The 24,877-nt window shown below is 53.6% G+C and carries 21 protein-coding genes; 1 reads left to right on the top strand and 20 read right to left on the bottom strand.

Features of this window, described 5'->3' with window-relative positions:
• Positions 1 to 31: 31 nt before the first annotated feature.
• The 5 genes from KJW29_RS30195 to KJW29_RS30175 all read right to left on the bottom strand — a co-directional run bounded on the left by KJW29_RS30195 (position 32) and on the right by KJW29_RS30175 (position 4,915).
• Entirely contained in the window at positions 32 to 187 is a 156-nt protein-coding gene (locus KJW29_RS30195; RefSeq protein WP_214627407.1) for a hypothetical protein, read from the bottom strand.
• 539 nt (positions 188 to 726) lie between these two features.
• Positions 727 to 2,187: a glutamate--tRNA ligase gene (gene gltX / locus KJW29_RS30190; RefSeq protein WP_214627406.1), complete on the bottom strand. Its 1,461-nt coding sequence runs from the start codon at positions 2,185 to 2,187 to the stop codon at positions 727 to 729.
• A gap of 40 nt (positions 2,188 to 2,227) precedes the next feature.
• On the bottom strand, positions 2,228 to 2,704 hold the full coding sequence (gene ispF, locus KJW29_RS30185; RefSeq protein ID WP_087570286.1) for a 2-C-methyl-D-erythritol 2,4-cyclodiphosphate synthase: 477 nt from the start codon (positions 2,702 to 2,704) through the stop codon (positions 2,228 to 2,230).
• Positions 2,701 to 3,465, bottom strand: a complete 765-nt coding sequence (gene ispD / locus KJW29_RS30180) for a 2-C-methyl-D-erythritol 4-phosphate cytidylyltransferase (protein ID WP_214627405.1) — start codon at positions 3,463 to 3,465, stop codon at positions 2,701 to 2,703. Before ispD ends, ispF begins: the two co-directional genes overlap by 4 nt.
• 352 nt (positions 3,466 to 3,817) lie before the next feature.
• Positions 3,818 to 4,915 carry a PIN/TRAM domain-containing protein gene (locus KJW29_RS30175; RefSeq protein WP_087570284.1) on the bottom strand — a complete coding sequence of 366 codons (1,098 nt, stop codon included), beginning with the start codon at positions 4,913 to 4,915 and terminating at the stop codon, positions 3,818 to 3,820.
• Between the two features lie 209 nt (positions 4,916 to 5,124).
• Here KJW29_RS30175 and KJW29_RS30170 point away from each other — a divergent pair, with 209 nt between their 5' ends.
• Positions 5,125 to 5,520 carry a nucleoside triphosphate pyrophosphohydrolase family protein gene (locus KJW29_RS30170; protein ID WP_214627404.1) on the top strand — a complete coding sequence of 132 codons (396 nt, stop codon included), beginning with the start codon at positions 5,125 to 5,127 and terminating at the stop codon, positions 5,518 to 5,520.
• A gap of 133 nt (positions 5,521 to 5,653) precedes the next feature.
• Here the strand turns inward: KJW29_RS30170 and KJW29_RS30165 are convergent, their stop codons facing one another.
• The 15 genes from KJW29_RS30165 to KJW29_RS30095 all read right to left on the bottom strand — a co-directional run bounded on the left by KJW29_RS30165 (position 5,654) and on the right by KJW29_RS30095 (position 24,860).
• Positions 5,654 to 7,252, bottom strand: a complete 1,599-nt coding sequence (locus KJW29_RS30165) for a response regulator (protein WP_214627403.1) — start codon at positions 7,250 to 7,252, stop codon at positions 5,654 to 5,656.
• A complete protein-coding gene (locus tag KJW29_RS30160; RefSeq protein ID WP_214627402.1) occupies positions 7,245 to 9,029 on the bottom strand; it encodes a sensor histidine kinase in 1,785 nt (594 codons plus the stop codon). Before KJW29_RS30160 ends, KJW29_RS30165 begins: the two co-directional genes overlap by 8 nt.
• Positions 9,030 to 9,122: 93 nt before the next feature.
• Positions 9,123 to 10,343 (bottom strand): trans-sulfuration enzyme family protein, encoded by a 1,221-nt coding sequence (locus KJW29_RS30155; protein WP_214627401.1) that lies wholly within the window; start codon positions 10,341 to 10,343, stop codon positions 9,123 to 9,125.
• Entirely contained in the window at positions 10,313 to 11,263 is a 951-nt protein-coding gene (locus KJW29_RS30150) for a uroporphyrinogen decarboxylase family protein (RefSeq protein ID WP_214627400.1), read from the bottom strand. Before KJW29_RS30150 ends, KJW29_RS30155 begins: the two co-directional genes overlap by 31 nt.
• Positions 11,264 to 11,286: 23 nt before the next feature.
• Positions 11,287 to 12,285 (bottom strand): L-glyceraldehyde 3-phosphate reductase, encoded by a 999-nt coding sequence (mgrA, locus tag KJW29_RS30145; RefSeq protein WP_214627399.1) that lies wholly within the window; start codon positions 12,283 to 12,285, stop codon positions 11,287 to 11,289.
• Positions 12,286 to 12,305: 20 nt separating this feature from the next.
• Positions 12,306 to 13,160 (bottom strand): carbohydrate ABC transporter permease, encoded by an 855-nt coding sequence (locus KJW29_RS30140; protein WP_214627398.1) that lies wholly within the window; start codon positions 13,158 to 13,160, stop codon positions 12,306 to 12,308.
• A gap of 3 nt (positions 13,161 to 13,163) precedes the next feature.
• Positions 13,164 to 14,075, bottom strand: a complete 912-nt coding sequence (locus KJW29_RS30135) for a carbohydrate ABC transporter permease (protein ID WP_214627397.1) — start codon at positions 14,073 to 14,075, stop codon at positions 13,164 to 13,166.
• Positions 14,076 to 14,104: 29 nt separating this feature from the next.
• Positions 14,105 to 15,442: an ABC transporter substrate-binding protein gene (locus KJW29_RS30130; protein WP_214627396.1), complete on the bottom strand. Its 1,338-nt coding sequence runs from the start codon at positions 15,440 to 15,442 to the stop codon at positions 14,105 to 14,107.
• A 1,015-nt stretch (positions 15,443 to 16,457) separates the two neighbouring features.
• Positions 16,458 to 17,198, bottom strand: a complete 741-nt coding sequence (gene pssA, locus KJW29_RS30125; RefSeq protein ID WP_108992827.1) for a CDP-diacylglycerol--serine O-phosphatidyltransferase — start codon at positions 17,196 to 17,198, stop codon at positions 16,458 to 16,460.
• Between the two features lie 87 nt (positions 17,199 to 17,285).
• The gene (gene disA, locus KJW29_RS30120) at positions 17,286 to 18,362 is read right to left on the bottom strand and encodes a DNA integrity scanning diadenylate cyclase DisA (protein WP_087570274.1); all 1,077 of its coding nucleotides are present in this window, start codon (positions 18,360 to 18,362) and stop codon (positions 17,286 to 17,288) included.
• A 15-nt stretch (positions 18,363 to 18,377) separates the two neighbouring features.
• Positions 18,378 to 19,745 carry a DNA repair protein RadA gene (radA, locus tag KJW29_RS30115; protein WP_087570273.1) on the bottom strand — a complete coding sequence of 456 codons (1,368 nt, stop codon included), beginning with the start codon at positions 19,743 to 19,745 and terminating at the stop codon, positions 18,378 to 18,380.
• Positions 19,746 to 20,367: 622 nt separating this feature from the next.
• On the bottom strand, positions 20,368 to 21,912 hold the full coding sequence (locus tag KJW29_RS30110; protein WP_214627395.1) for an FAD-dependent oxidoreductase: 1,545 nt from the start codon (positions 21,910 to 21,912) through the stop codon (positions 20,368 to 20,370).
• Positions 21,913 to 21,948: 36 nt separating this feature from the next.
• Positions 21,949 to 22,830, bottom strand: coding sequence for a sugar phosphate isomerase/epimerase family protein (locus tag KJW29_RS30105; RefSeq protein ID WP_214627394.1), 882 nt, complete (start codon positions 22,828 to 22,830; stop codon positions 21,949 to 21,951).
• Positions 22,827 to 23,816: a Gfo/Idh/MocA family protein gene (locus KJW29_RS30100; protein WP_214627393.1), complete on the bottom strand. Its 990-nt coding sequence runs from the start codon at positions 23,814 to 23,816 to the stop codon at positions 22,827 to 22,829. Before KJW29_RS30100 ends, KJW29_RS30105 begins: the two co-directional genes overlap by 4 nt.
• 21 nt (positions 23,817 to 23,837) lie before the next feature.
• Positions 23,838 to 24,860, bottom strand: coding sequence for a Gfo/Idh/MocA family protein (locus KJW29_RS30095; RefSeq protein ID WP_214627392.1), 1,023 nt, complete (start codon positions 24,858 to 24,860; stop codon positions 23,838 to 23,840).
• Positions 24,861 to 24,877 lie beyond the last annotated feature (17 nt).

Here is a 24,877-nt window from a genome sequence, read left to right as displayed (position 1 = left end):
CTCTGCGATGCACGGACGGGAGCTTACACTCTTATACCCCATATAAGCTCGACATGCGCAGATTTTCTCTATCAGCGAGGATTTTTTTTGAAACTGACAAAATCGCTTCCAGCTTCATTGAGTATGTTTTTTCATACTCATCTGCTTCGAATCCAGGGTTCCAGCTCCATTGTGTATGAATTTTCATACCCGCGCGCCTTGAAGCCACCTTTTCAGCTCGACTGTATATGATTTTTCATACTGATGCGCCATCCCGAATACAAGGGTCCCAGCTCGATTATGTGCACAGTTTCCTGAAAACAAAAAAACCTCCGCAGCATCCTGTGCTGCAGAGGCGTTATGATCGCGGTCCCACTCTGCTTGAACGGGCGTTGTCCGGGGAATATCCGGAAAGCGCGGCCGCTCGTCTCGAAGCCCGTAACGCAGGCAATGCGTTGCCGCCTACCCTGACTGCCTCCGTCCGGACCAATCGTCCGTTTTCGCGAGGGGCAGCAGCTCGGAGCAAGGCTCCCAGGTGCATGTTCCGTTCCAGCGGATTAGGCAACTTCCAGCACTGTCTTCTTCCGCGCGCAGCAAATGCAATCACTGCCTACGGATTCTCATGACGGTTGCCCTCTCTGACAATCCACAGATTAACGTACTTCTCCTGATCATAGCCGATAATTAATAATAGTCATAGTATACCGGATCGTCGGGAAAGTGCAAGCAAAGTTATTGCCGCCCCCTCTAACCCAGCCGTTCCTTCAGACGGGCAAGCACCTTCGGCTTGCCGAGAAGCACGATAGACTGGTTTAGATCCGGACCATGCGTCTGACCGGTGAGCGCCGCGCGGATCGGCATAAACAGCGCTTTGCCCTTATGACCCGTTTCCTTCTGCACGGTCTTGATCATATCCTTGATGCCATCCGCCGAGAATGCCGCGGCATCGCTCTCGAGCAGTCCCAGGAAAGCCGACAGAACGGCCGGCACCTGCTCTTCCGCCAGCACGGCGGTCGCTTCTTCCTCGTCCGCCACCTCTTCGCGGAAAAACAGCTCCGTAACCGGGACGATGTCAGACGCGCAGCGCAGCTTGTCCTGGTGAAGCGCGACCAGCGCCGTCACCCATTCGCGTCCTTCGCCGTCCAGCGCGTCCGGGATGCAGCCCGCCTTCTTCAGATGCGGCAGGCACAGGTCGACGATACGCTCCAAGTCGGCTTTTTTAATATATTCATTGTTCATCCAGCTCAGCTTCTGCGTATCGAACACGGCCGGGCTCTTGCTCAAGCGGTCGGCGTCGAACGCGTTTACCAGCTCTTCGCGCGTGAACATCTCCTGCTCGCCCTCCGGCGACCAGCCCAGCAGCGCGATGAAATTGAACATCGCCTCCGGCAAGTAGCCAAGGTCGTCATACTGCTCGATGAACTGAATGATGGATTCGTCGCGCTTGCTCAGCTTCTTGCGGCTTTCGTTCACGATCAGCGTCATATGCGCGAAAATCGGCGGCTCCCAGCCGAACGCTTCGTAGATCATAAGCTGGCGGGGCGTATTGGAAATATGGTCCTCGCCGCGCAGAACATGGCTGATCTTCATCAGATGATCGTCGAGCACGACCGCGAAGTTATACGTCGGAATACCGTCCTTCTTGACGATGACGAAGTCGCCCATCTCCGCCGTATCGAACGTGATGGCGCCCTTAACCATATCGTCGAACGTATACGAGCGGCCTTCCGGCACCCGGAAGCGAATGCTCGCGACACGGCCTTCCGCCTCGAACGCCGCCTGCTGGTCTGCCGTCAGATTGCGGTGACGTCCGGAATACCGCGGCGTTTCGCCGCGCGCTTGCTGCTCCTCGCGTTCCTGCTCCAGCTCCTCTTCCGTGCAATAGCAGCGGTAAGCAAGGCCTTTGTCCAGCAGTTCCTGCCAATATTCCCTGTACAGGTCGAGCCGTTCCGTCTGGCGATACGGGCCGTAGCCGCCGCCTACGTCAATGCTTTCGTCCCAATTAATGCCGAGCCACTTCAAGTAGGTAAGCTGGTTCTCTTCTCCGCCCGCCACGTTGCGCTTTACGTCCGTGTCCTCGATCCGGATAATGAATTTGCCGCCCAGATTTCTTGCGAATAAATAATTGAATAAGGCCGTTCTCGCATTGCCAATATGCAGATGCCCCGTCGGCGACGGCGCATACCTTACGCGCACTTCCGTTGTCATGATGAGCCACTCCCCACAATCGTAAATTTAAACGCCCTTCCTATACGGCCACCAAACACACCACCGATTGCGCCGCGATGCCTTCGCCCCGGCCGGCAAAACCAAGCTGCTCCGTCGTTGTCGCCTTTACGTTCACCAGCGACACGTCCGCCTCCAGCGTTCTGGCAATGACTTCCGCCATCTGCGGGATATACGGCAGCATCTTCGGCCGTTGCGCGATAATCGTGGAATCGATATTGCCGAGCTTGAAGCCCCGTTCCTTGGCCATCGCCCAAACGCGCTCCAGGAGCACTACGCTGTCGGCATCCTTAAACGCCTCGTCCGTATCCGGGAAGTGCTTGCCGATATCGCCCAGCCCCAGCGCGCCAAGAATGGCGTCGCTGATCGCATGGAGCAGCACGTCCGCGTCGGAATGGCCGAGCAACCCCTTCTCGTACGGAATCGTCACGCCCCCGATAATGCAAGGCCTGCCTTCCGCCAATTGATGGACGTCGAATCCTTGTCCTACTCTAATCATCTCGTTTCTCCTCCATGCGAAGCCCCCGGCTCGCGATCCGGGACGTCCGGCGAGCCGCAGCTGCCGGAAATGCCCTTGCGCCGAGCCAGCAGAAATTCCGCGTACGGCAAATCCTCGGGCGTCGTAATTTTTATATTCGTGTACTCCCCTTCCGTTACCGTCACGGGATGCCCCAGCCGCTCGACGACCATCGCGTCGTCGGTGCCGAGGAATCCCTCCGCTTCCGCACGCTCATGAGCTTCCACGAGCAGCTCCCGGCGAAACGCTTGCGGCGTCTGAATCGCCCATAAGCTACGTCGGTCGGGCGTCGCCGTGATCACGCCGACGGCGTCCACCTGCTTGATCGTGTCCTTTACGGGCACGGCCAGCACGGACGCTCCGCCGGCAAGCGCGGTCTCGCAGCAGGCAGCGACCGACGCTTCGGTAACGAGCGGCCTTACGCCATCATGCACCATAACCCAATCGCAGTCCTCAAGCGACCGCAGCCCCCGCAGCACGGAATGTTGGCGCTCCGCACCGCCTTCAAGCACATGCGTCACCTTCGTCAGCCCATACTGGCGGACCCAGCGACCGCATCTATCGATATCCTCGCCGCCCACAACAAGCGCGATCTCGCGAATAAGGTCCATCCGCTGGAACAGCTCCAGCGTATGGACCAGAATCGGCTTGTCCGCAAGCCGCAAGTATTGCTTGCTTTCGCGCGTTCCCATGCGCGTGCCGCGACCGGCCGCCACAATGACAACGCCCCACTTCTCCGCCATGCCCTCTACCTGCCTTAGCCTTGTATATGAGGTTCGAAAAGCCCGCCAAAACCGAACCTTTCGAACGCTTACCATATGTACGATTATATTCCATGTGCCGTTATGGCCTCTTGAAGTACGGTTCAAAAAGTTCGGTTTTCAGCACCGAGAAGATTGAATGAAAGTAGAAACTGAGGAGCGGAGCGTAGTGGAAGCTACGTGAGCACCTGCAATGTTTCCGAAGGAAACATACTTCGTAAGCATTTGCTTAGTTTCGCTTGCGTTCAATATTCGATGTCGAGTATGCATCGTGGCATACTTCGTGATCAAAAGCGGACTTTTTGAACAACCTCTTGAATACTATCATACCTTTTTACAACGCTTTTTCCAACAGCTTCGGCTTGGCAAAAATCATTCTTCCCGCCGACGTCTGCAGCACGCTCGTTACAAGCACTTCCATCGTCGTGCCGATGTAGTCGCGTCCGCCCTCCACCACGATCATCGTGCCATCGTCCAGATAAGCGACGCCCTGGCCGTGCTCCTTGCCGTCCTTGATCACTTGAACGATAATTTCCTCACCCGGAAGAACGACCGGCTTGACGGCATTGGCAAGATCGTTAATGTTCAGAACCGACACGCCCTGCAGCTCGCACACCTTGTTCAGGTTAAAGTCGTTGGTGACGACCTTGCCGCGCAGAGCCTTGGCGAGCTTGACCAGTTTGCTGTCGACCTCGCCGATCTCCTCGAAGTCCCCTTCGTAGATCAGCACTTTGACGTCGAGCTCCTTCTGAATCTTGTTCAGAATATCGAGACCTCTGCGCCCCCTGTTGCGTTTGAGCAGATCCGAGGAATCCGCGATATGCTGCAGCTCTTCCAGCACGAATTCAGGAATGACCAGCGTTCCCTCAATGAATCCCGTCTTGCAAATATCCGCGATCCGCCCGTCGATGATGACGCTCGTATCCAGAATTTTGTGCTCTTCGAAGCCCTTCGCTTCGGGCGAGGCAGACACGGGCTTGGGCTTCTCCAGCAGCGCCGCGAAGCCTGCCGCGATCTCCTCCTGCTTTAGCACGCCGATCCGCAGGCCGACGAAGCCGAACGCCAGCGCCATGACCGCGGGCAGCAGATTGCCGATACCGCTCAGATCGGCGACGACGGGATACAGCATAACCGCAAGCAGCAAGCCTGCCAGCAGGCCGCCCGTGCCGATGAGCAATTGCCTGATCGGCATGTCCGTTATCGCGTCCACGCCTTTGTGTAAGGATCGAACGATCGGTCCCGCCAGCACCGAAGCCATAATAACGCCAAACACGGCTCCGAGCGCCACATTCATGTAATAAGTGCCGGATTGCAGCATGCCATAGGACGGAGTGGACCATGCGGCCGCGCCGCTCCCCCATCCGTATACTTCGCTGCCGGCCATTGCGCCAAACCATAATCCAATAAGTTGTATCATTCTTCTAATCACCATAATGGTTCACCTCCATTACAATTATGTTCCAATCTTTCGCCCTCTAATCGTCCCCCTGCCCTTTTTCGCCAAAAGTTTCCTGACCTGCGCCCCTTAAGGACGCGCCCCGGATTCAGTCTGCAACTTCTGGCATGTGGAAAACCGTGTGCGAGAGCATTATAATGGAAATAGTGACGACTACTATAAGGCGGTGATTTGAGGTGGAATCTATGAATGCTCCAACATTGGATCAATTCCAGCAGCAGGTATCTGAGCTGTTGCTGCGGCATCGCAGCTTGCTTGACGTGATGTCGAAGTTCGGTCAATCCGGCGCGTCGGTAAACCGTGCTGTCAGCAAGGCCGTAACAGACTGCGGCTGTATCGAATTGAATGCGAGGAAGCAGCAGTATTCCGACACGCACGAGCTTGAGAATGCCAAGGAAACGTTGCAAAGCCATCTATCGGGATCGTTGTGCGAACATTGCAACGAAGTGCTGAAGAGCGAGCTGGGTCGCAATTTGTTCTATATGACGGCGCTCTGCAACTTGCTTCAGATCCAGCTGGACGAAGTCGTCGCGGACGAATACGACAAATGCTCGACGCTCGGACTGTTCAACTTGACTTAGACGAGGTTGTTCAAATAGTCCGCTTTTGATCATGATCGCCCAAATGGGCGCGCACAACGACAATAAGGGCTTGAGGCAACCGCCTCAGCCCTTTTTTTCTCTTTCCGTTTCATTAACGCCCTGATTTCAGAATTTATCCCCCCTTCCGTTCCGCAGCGATGCGGGACTTATACTCCTGCGGCGTGCAGCCCGTCTGTTTTTTAAACAAATTGCTGAAATATTTGGGATCGCTCCCCATCCCCGACATCTCGGCCAGTTCATAAATTTTGTAGTCGCCGGAGCGCGCGATCGCTTCTTTTGCTTTTTCGATGCGCGCCTTGGCTACGTACTGCGGAAAGCTCATCTTCATTTCCTTGCGAAACAGCTTGCCCAAATAATCGGGATTCATAAACAGCTTATGCTTGGCAAGCCATTGCAAGGACAGCTCCTCCCGCTCCAGATTGTCATGAACGTACCGGGCCATCCGATGGGCCGCCATTTTGCCCCTCGCCGCCGGCGTGCCGTAATACGTATCCAAAATGGAGTGGGCCTCCTCGGAAATATACCTCTCCACTTCCCCCAGCGTTTTCATCTGGAGAATCGGCACCGTATGATTCAAGTATTCGTTGGTTGGATTGGGAACGCATTGTTTGTGCAAGATCGCAATCAAGTCGATGCTAATGCCGGTTGTCGTTCCGATGGGCAGCCGCAGCTGTCTCAATTTGGAGAATAACGCCGCGAGTTCCTTGTTCAATCCCTCTCTGGACCCGATCCGAATGTGGTCCAATATGCCGGAATAATGATCCAGCTCGGCCGCAGCGAACACCGCGGGCGACTCGGCCTTGTCGACAGATCCCTCCGTCCGCAATGCCGTAATGGAGCGTTCGCCCAAATAATAAGCTTGCTCCATATGCCGCATGGCATCCTCGAAAGCGCGAGGCATGTCCGTCATGGCGCCCTCGTGTCCTATCGACCAAATGAACTTGCTTCCCGCTTCCGATTCGAGGCGCGTTGTCGTGTATTCCATACGTTCAAGAAGATCCGTCCTGGAATAATTCGCTACGAGCAGTACCATGACCTGATGAATAACGGCGTAATGCTTTACATGTTTTTCGCCGAGATGTTCGACGATCAGCGGTATGAGCTTCTTCGCTTCCTCGTACCGCAATTCCGTCTCCGTCCTGCATGCCAGCAGGCGCAGCATGCCTTCTCCGTCATGAAGACGAACCTGTTCGAGATAGTCCGCCGTTTCGTCGTCCGTCATCCGGCCGAGCAAATAATCGGACAACAACTTCTCGCGGGCTCTCGGCACTACTTCGGAGAGCATCCGCTCCATTTGCCCTAATGCCTTGCGCTCGCGCGATTCTACATCCAGTTCATTGACAATGTCCGTCAATACCTTCTTAATATCATGCTCATCGCATGGCTTGAGAATATAATGTTTGACGCCGTGCTTCATGGCTTGGCTGGCGAACCGGAATTCCCCGTACCCCGACAATACCACGAACTTCATATCGGGAAACCGCTCCTTGGCTTGCTTGATCAGCTCCAGCCCGTCCATGCGGGGCATCTTGATATCCGTAATGACGATATCGGGCCTAAGCTGCTCCATCTCTTCCAGCGCGGCCGCTCCATCCTTCAGGCAGCCCGCCAGCTCCAGCCCCATGCCCCGCCAATCCACCAGGGAAGAGATGCCTTCGCGTATAATCCTCTCGTCGTCGACCACCATTACTCGATATGGCTCGTTAGTCATGTGCAATCACCTCGTAGCGATTAATCATCGAAGCAGACGAATCCGGTTCATGCGTGTACGGCACCGCGATTGTAATCGATGTTCCCTGGCCCGGCTCGCTTGCGATCGACAAGCCGAACCCGGAGCCGTACAACAGCCGCAGCCGGTCATGAATACTCTTAAGCCCAACTCCGGTACCTTCCGCTTTAATTTCTCCCCGCTCGAGCTTCTCCAAGTAACGAGGATCCATTCCGCCACCCGTATCGCGAACGACAATGTCCAGCCGATCCGGTCGCTCCTCTGCGAAGACAACGATCCGGCAGGGCTCCGTAGAAGTCTCTACCGCATATTTGACGCTATTCTCCACGATCGGCTGAAGAATGCCGCATGGCATATAGAGCAGTCGCAGACGCTCGTCGATCTCGATGCGAAAGTCGAGCCTCTCTTCGAACCTGAACCTCTGAATATAAATATACTGCTCGAGGTGATCGGCTTCCTCGCCTATCGTAATATAAGGTTTTTCGGTTATGGAGTGTCTGAGGAGCTTGCCGAGCGCCTTTACCATGCCCGAAATTTGAAGCTGACCGTTCATTCGCGCCAGCCAGTTGATCGACTCCAGCGTATTGTACAGAAAATGCGGATTGATTTGCGATTTCAGCCTCTCATACTCCGCGTTGCGCAGCATAAGCTGCTTAATATAGTTTTCTTTGATCAGCTCATTTAGCCGATCGACCATGCGGTCGAACGATAAGCTGAGCAATGTAATTTCATTGCGTTGGTTGGAAACCTCCAGCCGATCGAGCTCCAGATTCCCTTTTTCGACGACGGCCATTTTATCAATGAGTTTCCCGATCGGCTTCGTAATATACCTCGATACCCGCAAACCTGCCGCAAGTATGGCAAGCAGCAGCAACGCATATAATCCAAGCAGCAACAGCTGCATTTTTTCGATCTCCATAAATAACGTTCCATAGGGAACTAATTGGGTAAACGTCCATCCCGTGTAATCCAGCGTAAACTGCGCCTCCAAATATTTGCTGCCCTCGATCGTGATGACCTTATAGGAGCCGGTGTCGGTGTCGATTTCCGCGTCTTTGTCGCCCAGCCGATAAGCCAACTGCTCCGGTACTATGGCATGGGGACTGGCGAACAGCAATTGATTATCGGAGGAGATCATCAGCTTCGTATCGTAATAATTCGCCTCTTCCGGACTTGAATATACGATGTTATCCGCATGCGCTCGCAAGACGAGCGTGCCTAGCGGGTCCATGCTGTAATCGCTAACCTCGCGGATCTCCCTCAGCGATTGGAAATACCCCTCCTTGCCGCCGACCCATACGCTCGCTCCCTTAAATTCGGCCGCCTTCCCGACCACTTGCGCTATCTCCTCCCCATTCATCGGATTCGTATGCAGTCCAGAGGTATGATGCGTGCCATTGCTATCGATAATGACGATCGAAGCTACCGCATAATCGAATATTTGGTAAGAAAGCAGCCTGCGCTTGAGACTGTTCGAGGCGCTGTAAGCTTCATAGGTGCCCGGTTCGGTTTTGATCGTAAGCAGATAGGATTGAATATGGGGATCTGACATGATGGATAAGGAAAGCCGATCGATATTTTCAAGCTTTTCCTCGATTCGCAGCGAAAAAAGATGGAATTTCTCCGAAGATTCGCGATAGATCAGATCATTGTACTGCGAGCGGGAGAACTGGACGAACAAATAACCAAGGACGCTTGTGGTCAATGCCGCCATCACGATAAATAGAACCAGCTTTCGCTCGAGCTTCATTTGTTTCATCCATACTCCCCCTCGCCACTTATTATATCAGCCGACTGCAACGACGATAAGATCGACGCTTCAAGCGCCGATCTTATCGTCCGTCCTGCCCTGTTATTGCGCCTGCTCCCGCAAGCAGCTGTTTTCATTCATGTTTCCGTCCGCGCTTCCGTTCCCGAAAAACGTATGCCAGCTGTCGAGATCCCGAATCAAATCCGCCGGATCCTCCAGCCCCACATTAAACCGAATGAGCGTAACCGGCTGTTCCTTCGTACTCTGCTCGGCCGCCCCGACTACAAGCACCAGGCTTTCATAACCGCCAAAGCTGAGACCGATCCGGAAATAGACGAGTTGATCAATCCATTGTTTCGCTTTCTCCAGCGGTTGCTCCAATTCGATCGACAACAGGCTGCCCCAGCCGGTCATCTGCCGCTTTGCCAATTCGTGCTGGGGATGCTTGGGCAGCCCCGGGAAATTGACTTTGCGTATGCAGGGTAGCGTGCCGAAATATTCGGCAATCCTCATCGCCGTATCGCCCAGCCGCGCCATCCTTAGCGGCAATGTCCGCAATCCTCTCATCATCAAGGAAGCCGTATGCGGAGTCATGATGCCCCCAAGAAGCTGATGATCCACTTGAGAGAGCCGCTCAATCCACGAAGAGCTGCCGATTACCGCTCCACCCAGCACATCGCTGTGGCCGCTCACGTATTTGGTCAGCGAATGCACAACCAGATCGATGCCGATATCGAGTGGATGCTGATGACAAGGCGACGCCCATGTATTGTCGATAATGGTTTCCAGTCCGCATTCGCGAGCAAGCCCGACGCAAGCTTTCAAATCCTGCAATTGAAAGTAATAGCTGGTCGGACTTTCCAAATACAGAACCCTCGTATTGCTCTGCACCGCCTGCCGAATGGCTTCTATCGAGGCGCCGTCCGCATAAGTCACTTCTACTTGATAGCGAGACAGAAAGCTGTCCATAAACTCCCGGGTGCCGAAATACACTTGACTGACGCAAATCACATGATCGCCTGCGCTTACGCGCGACAGAATCGCTGCCGAAATAGCCGCCATCCCCGAGGCGAAACATTGCGCGCGCTCCCCGTGCTCCAGCGCCGCAAGCCGCTTTTCCAGCTCCATAACGGTCGGATTGCCCATGCGGCTGTACTTGTAGACATGCCCCGGATGATCGCTGCTCGCATAAGTGAACAGCGTATTCTGGTAGATCGGGTACACGACGGCTCCCTGATGCCGTTCATCATGCTCGTCATGCGCGACCAGCGTATAGGGCATCGGATCAGAATCTAGGCCGAGCGGACGGTTTCGACTACCCATTTGATTCGCTCCCTGTCTATGTCATGCGATAACGAACAGTCCGCGCCGACAATAAGCCCTTGCGTTCCCGCCTCGGCCACTAATTGTTTGGCAAATTGCTCAACCTCCGAGCGAGTGCCGCTGTGCAGAACGCCTGACTTCGTATTGTCGAAGCCGCCTAAAACGGCATGATCGCCCAAGTACTCCCTTCCCTCGCGAATGCCGAGCCCTTCGACGTAGATCGCCCAGTTGACCGCTTTGGCAGGGTATTCCCTCCAATTATCCAATCTGTTGCGCACGCCCGCCCAGCCGCACATATGAAGGAGGTTGTTCGGACTGAAGCCGTTCGCGCGATCGAGCACGTATCTGTCGCTCGGCATAATCAGGTTGCGATACTCCCCTTCCGTGAACCGATCCATCTCGCCGCCTTGCAAGCAATAATAGATGCCTGTGCAGCCTGCCTCCGCAATGAGCCGTTCCGCCAGCGCCGCTTGATCCTCGGCTATTACGGTAAGCGCGTACAGGACGGCTTCCGGATCTTCCTTGAGATGTTTCATGACCAACTCGTCGGACGTCGCGAACCGGATGCAGGAGAAGGGGGCGAACAGGCTGTAGAAGGTGCAGCATTCCCCGTTCACGCCTTCCGTAATAAGCCGCGCCCGCTCCACTTGCTCCGTGATATAAGGATGATCCGCGCTCAGCGGCTTAATCTTTCTCCAATCGGCCACTTCCTTGATTTCGACGGCTAGCGGAAATTGGAAATATCCGTCGCACATGATTTTAATGAAATCGATGTCGGTCTCCCTGTAGTAGTTCAGATGGGCGTCGACACAAGCTTGCCCCATCCCTTCCTCTCCGTTGAAATGAAACCAGAAGCCTACCGGCGGATAATCAACCGCCTCCTGATTAAGCGTACGCAGCATTCTTGTTATTTTGTCCATTTCTTCTGCTCCTCTCCCTCTGCTCACTTCTGCAAGATTCGTTCGATTGCCGCCAACTCGTCGGCCTCAATGCTCAGTCGATCCAATGCGCCTACATTGTCTTCGATTTGCTCTACTTTACTAGCTCCGATCAGAACGGAGGCTACCTGCTTCCGCCTGAGCACCCACGCCAGCGCAAGCTGAGCAAGCGATTGTCCGCGCTGCCTGGCGATCTCGTTTAACTCGCGAAGCTTCTCCAGCTTCTCCTCCGTAACGTCTCCCGACTTCAGGAACGGACTGTTGGCGCTCGCCGCGCGCGAATCGTCGGGGATGCCGCCCAGATAACGATTCGTCAACAAACCTTGCGCGAGCGGACTAAACGCGATGCAGCCAGCCCCTCCTTCGTCAAGCGCATCCAGCAGCTCGTCTTCGACCCAGCGGTTGAACATGGAATACGTCGCTTGATGGATCAATAGGGGGATGCCCAGCCGTTTCAGAATGCCTATCGCTTCCCGCGTCTGTTCCGCGCTGTAATTGGAGATGCCCACGTACAACGCCTTGCCTTCCCGCACGATCTGCGCCAGCGCGCCCATTGTCTCTTCCAGCGGCGTATTCGGATCAGGCCGATGCGAGTAGAAAATATCGACATAATCCAGCCGCATTCGCTTCAGGCTTTGATCGAGACTGGCGATCAGGTTTTTGCGGGAGCCCCACTCTCCGTAGGGTCCGGGCCACATATAATAACCGGCTTTCGTCGAGACGATCATCTCGTCCCGGTAAGCCTTCAGTTCCCGTGTAATGACGGTTCCGAACGTCTCTTCGGCAGAGCCGGGCGACGGCCCGTAATTATTGGCCAGATCAAAGTGGGTAATGCCGAGATCGAAGGCTCGAAGCATCATTGCCTTCGCGTTCGCATAGACGTCCACATCCCCGAAATTATGCCACATCCCGAGCGAGACGGCGGGAAGCTTCAAGCCCGAAATCCCGCATCGATTGTAGGTCATCCGTTCATAACGTTGCGCTTGCGCCTGATAATGGCTCATGTTCTGTCCCTCCATTCTTTTTACCCTTTGAGTCCCGTCGTGCTGATTCCGTCAACGATGTAGCGTTGGAAGAGAAAAAAGACGACGACGATCGGTATAATCGATAACACGGACATCGCGAACATCGCTCCCCAATCCGTCTTCATCGTCGGATCGGAGAAGTTTTTGATCGCCAGCGATACGGTTGCCAGCTTAGGCGAATTCAAGTAGAGCAACGGACTAAAGAAGTCGTCCCAGGTCCAATAAAACTTGAATATCGCGGTCGTGATAAGCGGCGGCGTCAGCAGCGGCAGGATGACCATGGCGAATGTACGATATTTGCCGCATCCGTCAATGACCGCCGCCTCGTCCAGCTCCCTCGGAATCCCTCTCATAAACTGAATAATCAGAAATATGAAGAAAGCTCCTCCGAAAAACGACGGCACGATGAGTGGAAGAAAGGTATTGATCCAGCCTATTTTGTGAAACAGGATATATTGGGGAATCATAAGCACTTCTGCCGGAAGCATCATCGTCAACATCATGCATGCGAACCAAAACGGCGCGAACTTGAAGCGGATTCTGGCAAAACCGTAGGCCACCAGCGCGGAGGATATCACCGTCCCCAGAACCGATAAAATCGTTATGATAAACGAATTTTTGAAAAATACGGAAAACGAAATGCCGGCAAATCCTTTAAACCCCGTCACATAGTTATCGAAGCTCCACTCGCTTGGAATTAACTGATGCGAATTGACGAAAATCTCGGTCGTATCCTTGAGCGAACTCGACAGCATCCATAACATGGGATACAGCATGACGAGCGCAAAGGCCGTAACCGCCAGATGAAAAATCCCTCTTCGGAGCAGGCGTATTGTCCTCACAGACGTTCCCATGTCTTAGTCCCCCTTCGACTCGTAATGCACCCAATGCCTGGACGTCGTAAACACGATCGCCGTGAAAGCCGCGATAACCATCAGCAAAATCCAGGCCATCGCCGAGCCATAACCCATCTCGTAATACCGGAACGACTTTTCGTACAAATACAGCACGTAGAACAACGTTTTGTCGAACGGTCCCCCTCCGGTTACGATCATTCCTTCGGTAAACACTTTAAATCCGTTGATGATGCCCATGATCAAGTTGAACAGCAGCACAGGCGTCAGCAGCGGCAACGTTATCGACTTAAAACGTTGGAAGGAACCGGCCCCGTCTACTTCGGAAGCCTCGTAGAGCTCCTTGGGCACTTGCTTCAAGCCTGCGAGGAAAATCAGCATGGCGGATCCGAATTGCCATACCGACAACAGGATCAACGAAGGAAGCGCCGTGGACGGATGAGTGATCCACGATATTTTGTCAGTGATGCCGAAGGCGCTCTCGAGAAATGAGTTCAGCGCTCCGTTAAGTCCGAACAGATGGCGCCACATCACCGCAACCGCCACGCTGCCTCCAATAAGCGTAGGCAAATAATAAGCGGAACGGAAAAACCCGAGAAATCGGAGCTTCTGGTTCAGAACCATCGCCACGATCAGCGCAAAGGCGAGACGCAAGGGGATGGCAACGAATACGAAGAGAAGCGTCGCCTTCACCGACAGCCAGTACCGGCTGTCCTCCGTAAACATCGCTTTGAAGTTGTCCATTCCTACCCATTCGGGCGGGGATAAAATATCGTAGCGCGTAAAGGCGAGAAACAAGGACGCTCCGATGGGAATGATTGAAAAGACAAGAAATCCGAACAGCCAGGGGAATATGAAGAGATATCCTGCCGTATTGTCGGAAGACCATATGGATTTGTTGCCAACTCCGCGCATGCTCTTGTCACCTCCTGGCCGTGGAATCGTTACTTGGCTTTCGCCAAAGCCGCATTCGCTTCCGTTCTAAATTTGGCGGCGCCTTCTGCTGGCGTAATTCGCTCGTAAAAAATTTCCGAAGCTACGTTGGTAAAGATTTTCCCGACCTCCGAGCCGGCAACCGGCGCAGGCGGATCTATCTCGGAGGAATGCTGCTCGACCACTTGGAGATATGCGGACACCCGCTTCTGAGTCTCCGAGAACGTGGCTTGCATCTCCTGCACCAGATTCGGATGATACGGCATGCCGAAGTAAGCGTTTAGCGATTTGGCGGCGTCGATGTTGTTTGTAAAAAATTCGATGAACATGGCCGCTTCCTTCGGATGTTTGGAACCCGACCACACCCCGTGGAAGAAGGACGGTTTCATATACATGCCTTTGCCGTCGCCGGAGCCCGGATACATCGCCATCCCTAGCTCTTTGCCGAGTTGAGTCTCCATAATGTCGGCGTGATTGCTCCAGTAGGAATAGCCGCCAAAGGCGGATTCGCCTTTCGGAAACGGCCCGTCTTCCAAACCTCGAATTTCCAGCTCAACGCTGATTGGGCTGATCATTTCTTCCTTCTGCCATCTAAGCTGCTGCTCCATAAACTCAACAAACAATTGATCGTCCTCATAACCTAACGTCTTCTGGTCGGCTGCGTACAGCTTCTGCCCATGCTGCCTCAACCAGACTTCAAAGTGTTCGCGGGCCAGATGGGTATCTCCGTACAAACCAAGCTTATCCTTTACGGCACGCAGATCGGCTTCGTATTGCTCCCATGTATAGTCCGGTCCGGGTGGATTTACGCCGGCTTCCGCGAGTTTGTCGGGATCATAGAACATAACAAGCGCGTTGTTGCCGATGTTAATGCCGTACGTGACGCCGTCGATCATGCCGCCCTTCATATTAACTTCGGCAACGCCCTCCATATTGATGGTTTGATCGGAGATGTAATCGTCAAGCGGCGTCAGCAGCCCTTTATTGACATAGTTTTTAATTTGCGCGTAGTCCACCCGGATAATGTCCGGCAAGCTGTTGGATGCAGCCTGTACATTGATTTTGTCGTTGTAGGCGTCTCCGGCGTAATATTCGGCTTCGATCTTGATGTGAGGATACGCTTTCTCGAACAGTTCGATTACAGCATTGTTTTTGTCTACGGTTAGCTGCGAGCCCGCCCAATAAGACATTCTAAGCGTTACGTCCTTAGGCGCCTTGTCCGTTTGGTTCGAACCGTTGTTCGTCGAAGGCGACGACCCCGGATTTCCATTATTGCCTTGCGAGCAGCCTGCCAGCGTCATTGTCAGCGAAATGGCGAGCAGACCGATAACCTTCATTGCTTTCCTCAAGACTATCCCCTCCCAAATAATGTTTGCAGATGGCGCTTTACCCTGTTCTCGACTTGTCTGCTTCCTAATTGTAACCGCTTGCTGTTTTTCGAATAACCGAAAAAGCAGAGACTTTAGGTAGAAATTTCAGTGTTGCGTTGGACGTACGATATTAAGATCTCACAAAGCTCCGTTAAACAAGGGTTGTCCTTCTAACGGACAGGAACGTCGCTATTCTGCCTATGGACGCTAATCAGGGTTACTTTCGGATTCATCGGCGTTTTTAACGCCTACAGCTGCTCGTTCGCCTACTTTTTGGCTCCATAGGCGTTTCTAACGCCCATGGACGCTAATCAGAGTTACTTTCCGATTCATCGGCGTTTTTAACGCCTACAGCTGCTCGTTCGCCTACTTTTTGGAGCCATAAGCGTTACTAACGCCTATGCATGCCAATCAGAGTTACTTTCCGGCCCATCGGCGTTTTTAACGCCTACAGCTGCTCGTTCGCCTACTTTTTGGAGCCATAAGCGTTACTAACGCCTATGCACGCTAATCAGAGCTACTTTCCGGTCCATCGGCGGTTTTAACGCCTACAGTTGCTCGTTCGCCTACTTTTTGGAGCCATAAGCGTTACTAACGCCCATGGACGATAATCAGAGCTACAATTGATCATCGCCAACCTGCAACGGAAATGAGAGCTCTTATTTTGATTAATTGGCATGATATTAAAATCTAACGGAACCCTGCGACTTTATTCGCGGGAAATCTAGGCAAACCGAGGACTTTGGCCCATCATAAGGGCTGTCAGTTCCATTAGAATCGCGAAGCGGTGCTTTTTGCTGAAATAACGCCTTTCACTTCCGTTAGCGTAGAAGCAGCCGGTTCATTTCTTATCGGACAGATGCCCGAAGTTTCACCTATGCACAGTTCAACGACAGTCCCGCTCCGTTCGTTATCCACATTCTAAATTGTTGCATCATTTTCTGTACATCAAAAAACCGTGCATACGAATATGCACGGTTTGTTTTGCAGCAGGCTACGCCGGCTTCTCGGATTTCGCCGCTTCTTCCTCTTCTTTTAGCTTGCGGCGCTTGCGCAGCTTCGGAAGTCTGCGATCAACGTTTTTTTTTAGGCCGTAGAGCGCGTACAGCAAGAGAGGAACGAACAAAATCTTGGAAAGCTGGCTCTCGAATAACAAGCCGAGCGCCACGGACACGACAACGACGATCGGCACGAGCCAGACCGCGCTCCGCGGAATGCCGACCTTCTTGAAGTTCGGGTACCGAATGGTGCTGACCATCAGGCAGGATAACAAGATGGTACTTCCCAGCAGGACGCCTACCGGAATATCGTCCTTAAACAGCGCCAATGTGGCGAGCACGCCGCCGGCAGCCGGTATCGGGAGGCCGATAAAGTAACCCGCCGAGCTTGTAATGACATTGAATCTTGCGAGGCGGAGCGCCCCGCATATGGGGAAGATGGCAGTCACGGTCCAAGCAAGCGCCGGACTGAGATCTTGAAAGGCAACGACATACATAATAAAGGCAGGCGCCACTCCGAAGGAGATGACATCGGATAAGGAGTCGAGCTCCTTGCCGAACTCGCTCTGCGCGTTGAGAGCACGTGCTACCCGGCCGTCCACGCCGTCAAGCAGCATGGCGATCAGCACCATCATGGCCGCCATTTGCGGCTTTTCGTTGAAAACCATAAGGATGGCTATTACGCCAAGAAACAAATTACCAACCGTGAGAAGGCTCGGTATCGACTTTAAGATCATCTATTCCACCTCTTCTCTACTATGCCCCACGACTCAGCCTGTTCGCACGTCAATGATCGGAACACATTCTATCCATTGTACTCGAGATTAAATTTGCCTGTCAATGAACATCTGCTCTTGAATCCGCTTGAGTCCGTCCTTGATCGCACGTGCTCGCACCTCGCCAATGCCGTCGACTTCGTCGAGCTCCTCGATCGTCGCCATGAGAATATGCGGCAGACGGCCGAACCGTTCTACCAAATTGTTCATGATGATCTGCGGCAGTCGCGGAATTTTGTTTAGCAGTCTAAAGCCTCTCGGCAGCACGGATTCGTCCGCCATGTTGTTGGTGTGAGGATAGCCGATCAGGCGTACGATCGGAGACTCGTCCAGAAGCTCGTCTGAGCTGAGCTTCCTCAGAGCGAGGCGAATTTCGCGAATTTTGTCATCCGAGTTTTCCTTCGCATAATCCTTGAGGAGGTTCCATGCATCTTGTTCGACGCCTCCGACGAGCTCATCCATCTGCATGCTGACGAGACGCCCTTCCGTGCCAAGCTCCGTTATGTAACGGTTAATCTCCAGCTTGACGCGCAGCACCATCTCCACGCGCTGAATGACATGCGCCACTTCTTGCAGCGTCACAAGCTCTTCGAACTCCAGAGCCGACAAATTCGTAAGCGATTGCGACAGGACCGCCTTGTATTTCTCCAGCGTCTGGATCGCCTGATTCGCCTTCGTCAGAATGACGCCGATGTCCTTAAGCGAGTACCTTAGATTGCCCTGGTACAAGGTGATGATATTGCGCCTCTGCGAGATCGACACGACCAGCCTGCCCGTCTGCTTGGCTACGCGCTCCGCCGTCCGGTGACGTATGCCCGTCTCAATCGACGGGATGGAGCTGTTCGGGATCAACTGCGTATTCGCGTACAGAATGCGGCGCATATCCTCGCTCATAATAATGGCTCCGTCCATCTTCGCGAGCTCGTATAGATAGTTCGGAGAGAAATCGCAATTAATGGAGAAACCTCCGTCCACGACCTCCATCACCTCGGGGCTGTAGCCCACGACGATAAGAGCTCCCGTCTTCGCGCGCAGCACGTTTTCCAGCCCTTCGCGGAACGGGGTCCCTGGCGACACTAACTGCAGCAATTGGTTCATAACTTCCTGATGCGTCGGTTCTTTCATTTTATCTCTTGCCCCCTATCCCAGCGCTGCCTTTAACGCTTCTGCTACTGTATTTACGCCGATGATCTCGATTCCGTCCGGCGCTTTCCAGCCCTTGAGACTTTTCTCCGGCATAATGACCCGCTTGAAGCCGAGCTTCTCGGCTTCCTTTACCCGTTGTTCCGCTCTGGAGACCGCCCGGACCTCGCCCGTCAGCCCCACTTCTCCAAAAATAACATCATACGGCTTCGTAGGCGCATCCCGGAAGCTGGACGCCAGGCTGACTGCCGCGGCCAGATCGACGGCAGGCTCGTCGAGCTTTACGCCGCCGGCAACGTTTAGATAGGCATCCTGCGTCTGAAGAAACATCCCGTTGCGTTTTTCCAGCACCGCGATAATAAGGGCCATCCGATGATGGTCGATGCCTGTCGACATCCGCCTCGGCGACGGAAAATTCGTCGTCGCGACAAGCGCCTGCAGCTCGACCAGGACAGGCCTCGTGCCTTCCATGCTGGCCACGACCGTCGAACCCGATACGCCGAGCGGCCGCTCCGACAAGAACAGCTCCGACGGATTGGATACTTCGCGCAGGCCGTCCTCGTTCATCTCGAAGATTCCGATCTCGTTCGTGGAGCCGAATCTGTTCTTTACCGCGCGCAGCAGCCGGTATGTATGATGCCGTTCGCCCTCGAAGTACAGCACGCAGTCCACCATATGCTCCAGCAGACGTGGACCGGCGATGGCGCCTTCCTTTGTGACGTGGCCGACCAGTACGGTAGCGATGCCTTTAATCTTCGCCGTACGCATGAAGTGCGCCGTGCACTCCCTCACCTGCGACACGCTTCCGGGGGCCGACTCGACCCGCGGTTCGTAGACGGTCTGAATGGAGTCGATCACCAGGAAATCCGGATCTATGGATTCGATCGCATCATTAATATGCTCCATATTCGTCTCGCACAGCACATATAATGTTTCCGTCAGCGCTCCGAGCCGATCCGCCCTCAGCTTCGTCTGCCTTACGGATTCCTCCCCGGATATGTACAGCACCTTCAGTCCCTTGACGGCCAAAGCATGCGACGTCTGCAGCAAGAGCGTAGACTTGCCGATACCCGGATCTCCGCCAACCAATATGAGCGAGCCCGGCACGACGCCGCCTCCCAGCACACGGTTTAACTCCACCATCCGGGTTTCGATGCGCGGCTCTTGCCCACTTTCTATGTGTATGATCGATTGTGGTTTTTCTTTCGTATGGATTCCCGATAAACCGATGCCCTTCGTCTTCACGACGGTTTCCTTTTCTTCCACCATCGTGTTCCAAGCTTGGCAGCCCGGGCATTTGCCCAGCCACTTTGCCGACTCGTTGCCGCATTCGGTGCATACGAATTTCGTTTTTATTTTGGCCATGCGAGGATAGCTCCCTTACGAATTCCGTTTTTGCTCATCTTCAAAGTTTACCATTATATGCTCCGCCAAGGAAGGCACACCATGTACGAAAATCATTGTGAACTTAGCCTGTCGGTTTTCAGGACGCAGTCCATATTCATAAGTTATTATCGGTTAAAACGCCTGGTTTTTAGGAGGATGAATTTTTGTCGATGTGTGAAATTAATTAAATAACAATCAATAACACCTTGTATTTAAAACCAATCAGTCATTATCTTTAGTTTAATATGTGCAAAAAATATTTTGGATCGGTTTCTTTCAATGAACGTGTCGAGGATACGGCGTCTAAGGGGAACGAAGTATTCGAGCGGAGAGAACGGCTAATCGCAGACATGTCGCTAAAAGTCTGCGGGGTATGCGCCCCTAACGATTTGATGTTTATCAGCATCGCTGCAGCTATCTTTTGAAAAAAAATGCAGATGGAAGCTCACGATGGACAAGCGGACTCCGTCCATCATAAGCTATCATCTGCGCGATTCAAAAAAAATTAATCCAGCATAGTCAAGTATGATCGTGGTATTCCTTCCTCCTGGTGACGCATAGTGCTAAACAGAAGTTTCTTGCATCATATGCCATATCACTCCTAACAACTTTGCCAATCCAGAACCTGCTTATCATCCAAGAGCTTCTGCCGCAGCCTCGCATATTCCACATCCTGCACTGTGCAATCCGCTTCAATCGCTAGCGCTGCCGCAGTAGCAGCCGACTGGCCAAGGATCATAAACACCGGCTCCATCCGGATGGAGCCATAGGCAATATGTGATGTGGACAGACAGATCGGTACGAGGAGATTGTCGCACTCCCCTTCTTTCGGCACGATCGAACGGTAAGAAATTGGGTAAGGTGCGCTGGAAGGCACTTCAACATTCCCTTCATTGATACATCTGCCGTCAATGACAAGGCGCCGGCAATTATGCGAATCCATCTTGTAGGATGCGAGTCCTACAGAATCATGAGCCTGGTCATAGCCGCGGCAATGCCGCTCAGTCATGACAAGAGACGATATCATACGGCGTCCCTCCCGAACATAAAGCTGCGGCGTCCAATGCCCCGTATTCGGATATTCATCCGCAGGCAATCCCCACTGGCCTACCTCGTTACGAATCGCTTCGGGAATCTGGTCGTCGTGGCCGAGGAAGTATAAGAGTCCCATATTATGTCGGCGAATATCTTGAAACAACCGTTCACGAGTCCGAACATCTCCCTCGGGCCATTGGTCACAGCCGCCGATGTAATCGGTTGACACCGCCCCGAAATTGTTCAGGTCGGTTTTCCCGTTTGGCATTGGCTTGTGCAGACGCAGGGCATCCCATACGCCGGCCTTAATGTATCTTGCAAGCAACGTGTAGGCATCTGGATCATATCCCGGCGGCTGCGGTATCGGCAGCCGATTGTCCGGGACGTTCGTTAGACAGATTCGAAAATTATAAGCCTGAACACTGGCATCGCCCGCCCCTTGGTGAAGAACTGGCACATCCTGTACGCCCGCAATCAATCCGCTGTCCGGCTTGCCCGGAACGATGTAGGGATCAACCCAAGTTTTGAAATTATGGTTCGGGTGCCCGTAATGTACGCCGTTTAATGTCTCTTGGTATACTTCGTTTGCTTCTCTTCCGACATGATAGGAAACGCCGGCGCTTGCCAGCAGATCGCCTTCATACGTAGCATCGATAAAAATCCGGGCGCCATACCGACTTCCGTCCTTCATGACCAGGCACGAAATCCGCTCCCCGTTTTTTTCGACAACGTCAAGCTGTTTCTCGAAATAAACAGGCACCTCTGCCGATTGCAGCCAGTCCTCATAAATGTTTTTGGCGACGCTTGGCTCAAAGGTCCACTGCATACCATCCGCTTCCCCGCCTCCGTAATATCTTCCCAGCGCTTCGTAGAATTCGTGGGCAACACCGCCAATTGCAGCTTTGTTGCCGGTATCGGTCATTCCCAAACCACCCGTCGTCAATCCGCCCAAATGGAAACTGGATTCAACAATTACAACGTTTAAGCCCATTCTTCGAGCTTGAATAGCGGCGGCAATTCCAGCCGAACTAGCTCCGTAAATGCAGAGATCCGCGCGAATCAACTTTGTCTCCCTCGCTTTGTTTGATTCGGTATACTCGATATTTGACATGGTTCTGTGCTCCTTTCGTCAGCAAATACAATCGTTTCACTTATCCCTTGCAGCCTCCGCCTCATCCCACAATCGTTGGGCATTGGCAAGCCCGATTTGCGCTCCGAGCCTGCACTCCTCCATCCCCTCAAATTCGAGGGACAGGTAGCCGTCGTAGCCGGATGCCTTTATCAGGCGAATGATTTCCCGCGTGTGGACATCCCCTTGCCCAAAGATCGACCCGCGCAAATAATTGCCGGATGCGCTCCGCATCCAGCCTTGTCCCGGATTTCGATGAGCCGGTCGCACATAAAAGTCTTTTAAATGGATCACCGAAGCATAACCTATCATTTTTTGGACCGCAGCCACCGGGTTTTCATCTACCACTAGGAAGTTCCCGATATCCAGCGTCATCCGGAAATTGGGCCGATCCACCGCATGCAGCAGCATTTGCACCCGTTCGCTGGCTTGCATGTGATAACCGTGGTTCTCCACACTGGTCACAATGCCGTATTGCTGCGCGTAGTCGGCCACAATGCGGCAAGCCGCGGCGAGCTTATCCAAGTCTTGTTGAAATCGCATAATCGAGGACTCAGCAACCGGGCGTTTGGCCACATCGTGCCGCATCCGTTTAACGCCCAGCCGATGGGCGATATCGACCTGCCGGCAGACTCGCTCGATTTCCGCCTTATACTGCTCCTCCGCCTCCGTAATGAAATTGGCCGAAACGGTATAATTCGACAACTCGATGCCGGCTTGTTCGGCATATGTCCGCAGCGTATCTGCGGATTTAAGGTCGTTCCCCCAATCGAAGCCGACCGGCACAAGCTCGATATGCTCAGCCCCCTGCTCCGCAGCCCAGCGAATGACCTCCTCGATCGTCATTTGCCCGGCACGTAACGCTTTCAGCAAACTATATGTGCTTAGTCCAAGCTTCACATCTGCACCTCCCCTGCTTGAAGCGAAATAGTGCGTTTCTCCACTGCAGATTGATTGGCCGCCAAAGTAAACGCCAACGTCCTGACGCCGTCCGCATAGCTGCTGCACACCAGCTCCTGCCGTCCGTTTTTCACAGCCTCCACAAACGCCCGGTCCTGCATATACATCGCGTTTTGATCCGAAGTAAGCGTCTCGTTGCGTTCGGCATCGATAATCGTGATCGTTTTGTTGTTTACGATATGCACGAAGAAGTCCGCTCCGAACAGCTTGATTTCCGATCCCCGATGATACGGCGAGACGCAGGATTCGGTCACGCTGCCCACTGCTCCGGATGCCGTCGCAAAGGAAATGGCGCCTGCGTCGTAGATCGTCGATTCTGGCGCAGTCTCCGTCAAGGAAGCACGCCCGAAATGGGCGTGCACCTCCGCTAGTTCTCCTGCCAAATAACGAATCATATCCACCTGATGGGTGACGGCGTCTACAAGATGACCGCCTGACTGCTTCAGCTGCCACCACCATTTCCCCGGATGCGACGTACCGAATCGATGCGCCTGTATCAAATGGATTCGTTTACCTTGCAAGTAACGACGCGCCGTCTGGACGGTATCGTAATAACGCAGGCAATAACCTGCTGCGTTAATCAGTCCGGATTGTTCGATGAGCCGCGCTTTTTCAAGCGCGATGTCCAGATCCAGCCCAAGCGGCTTTTCTACGAATAGATGAATGCCTCTTTGCACAGCCATTTCCTCCAGATCTCCACGGGCAAACTGCGGAACGCATATAAAGACGGCGTCGATCTGTTGATTGTTCAGCAGTTGGTCCGGGCTTTCGGCCACCGTCGCCCCAGCTTCCTCAGCGGCCAACACCGCCGCTTCCCCATTTATATCGTAGACGCTGACAACTTCCGCTTCCTCGATTTTGGACAGTGCCCTGATATGGCTGCGTGCGATGGAACCCGCGCCGAGTATTCCGATTCTTATGCTCATGGATGCAGTCAGACCTTTCCTCTAGTAATGGGACGATGGCAACGCGACCGGCTTGCCGCTTGCGATTGATTCGTCAATGGCGAAGCATGCCTCCATCGTTTTGTATGCGTCCTTGAATTCGCAGCGTATGGCCAGATTGTTCTGAACCGCCTTGATAAACTCATTGATTTCTTCCACGAACGGATGATGAGAAACATCCCCGCTGTCCGGCAAGATGGTTGGGATGACGCTGTAGTCGGTCTGTCCCGGCAGCTTATGGCTGAATAGCTGATTGTTCATAATCGCGCCCTTCTCACCTAACAAATTCACATTAAATTTGTAAGGCGTCTTGCATTCCAGCGAAGACGAAACCTTGCCGATCCCGCCGTTGCTCAGCTTGAAGATGGCTATAGCATTCGGATCGAACTCGTATTCGGAATCGGCCCATGTCTTGCAGCTGTACGCCGTCACCTCGGCAATATCGCCCGCGAAGTAACGCAGCGCATCCACTGCGTGACAGCCTGCGGACAACATGCTGCTTCCTCCGAGCGCCTTTGTTTTGCTCCAACGATACTGCGGGTACTGGGGTCCCACATGATGCCAGTAGTCCACCTGAGCCATATAGATTCGCCCGATGGCATCGTCCTCAATCAACGCTTTCGTCGTGTTGAATGAAGGATTCCAGCGCAATACGAAGCTGGCCGCCGTGCGAACTGGATATCGCTCCAAAGCTTCCGCCATCCGCAGCAGCTCCGCGCGGTTCATCGCCAGCGGCTTCTCGATGACGATGTGTTTGCCATGCCGAGCCGCCTGAACCGCATATTCCGGCCTCAAATCCGGCGTGGAGCACAATACGATCGCATCAACCTGCGAATCGCGGACAACATCCTCATACCGTTCCACAACCTTGGATTCTACACCAAGCTCCTTCAGCCTAGCCTCGGCAAACGTTTTGTTGCGGCTGACTACCGCGTAAACCTCGGCATCCTCCGAAGCGTGAACCGCCTTTACATATTCCCCTGCCACCCAACCGCTTCCAACAATCGCAACCTTCAATTGCCCCATTGCTCCCATGACCTCCG

The organism is Paenibacillus agaridevorans, assembly GCF_018604145.1.
GTDB classification, from domain to species: domain Bacteria; phylum Bacillota; class Bacilli; order Paenibacillales; family Paenibacillaceae; genus Pristimantibacillus; species Pristimantibacillus agaridevorans.
The sequence above is the reverse complement of the archived record's forward strand: the minus strand, read 5'-3'. Positions and strand labels throughout refer to the sequence as shown.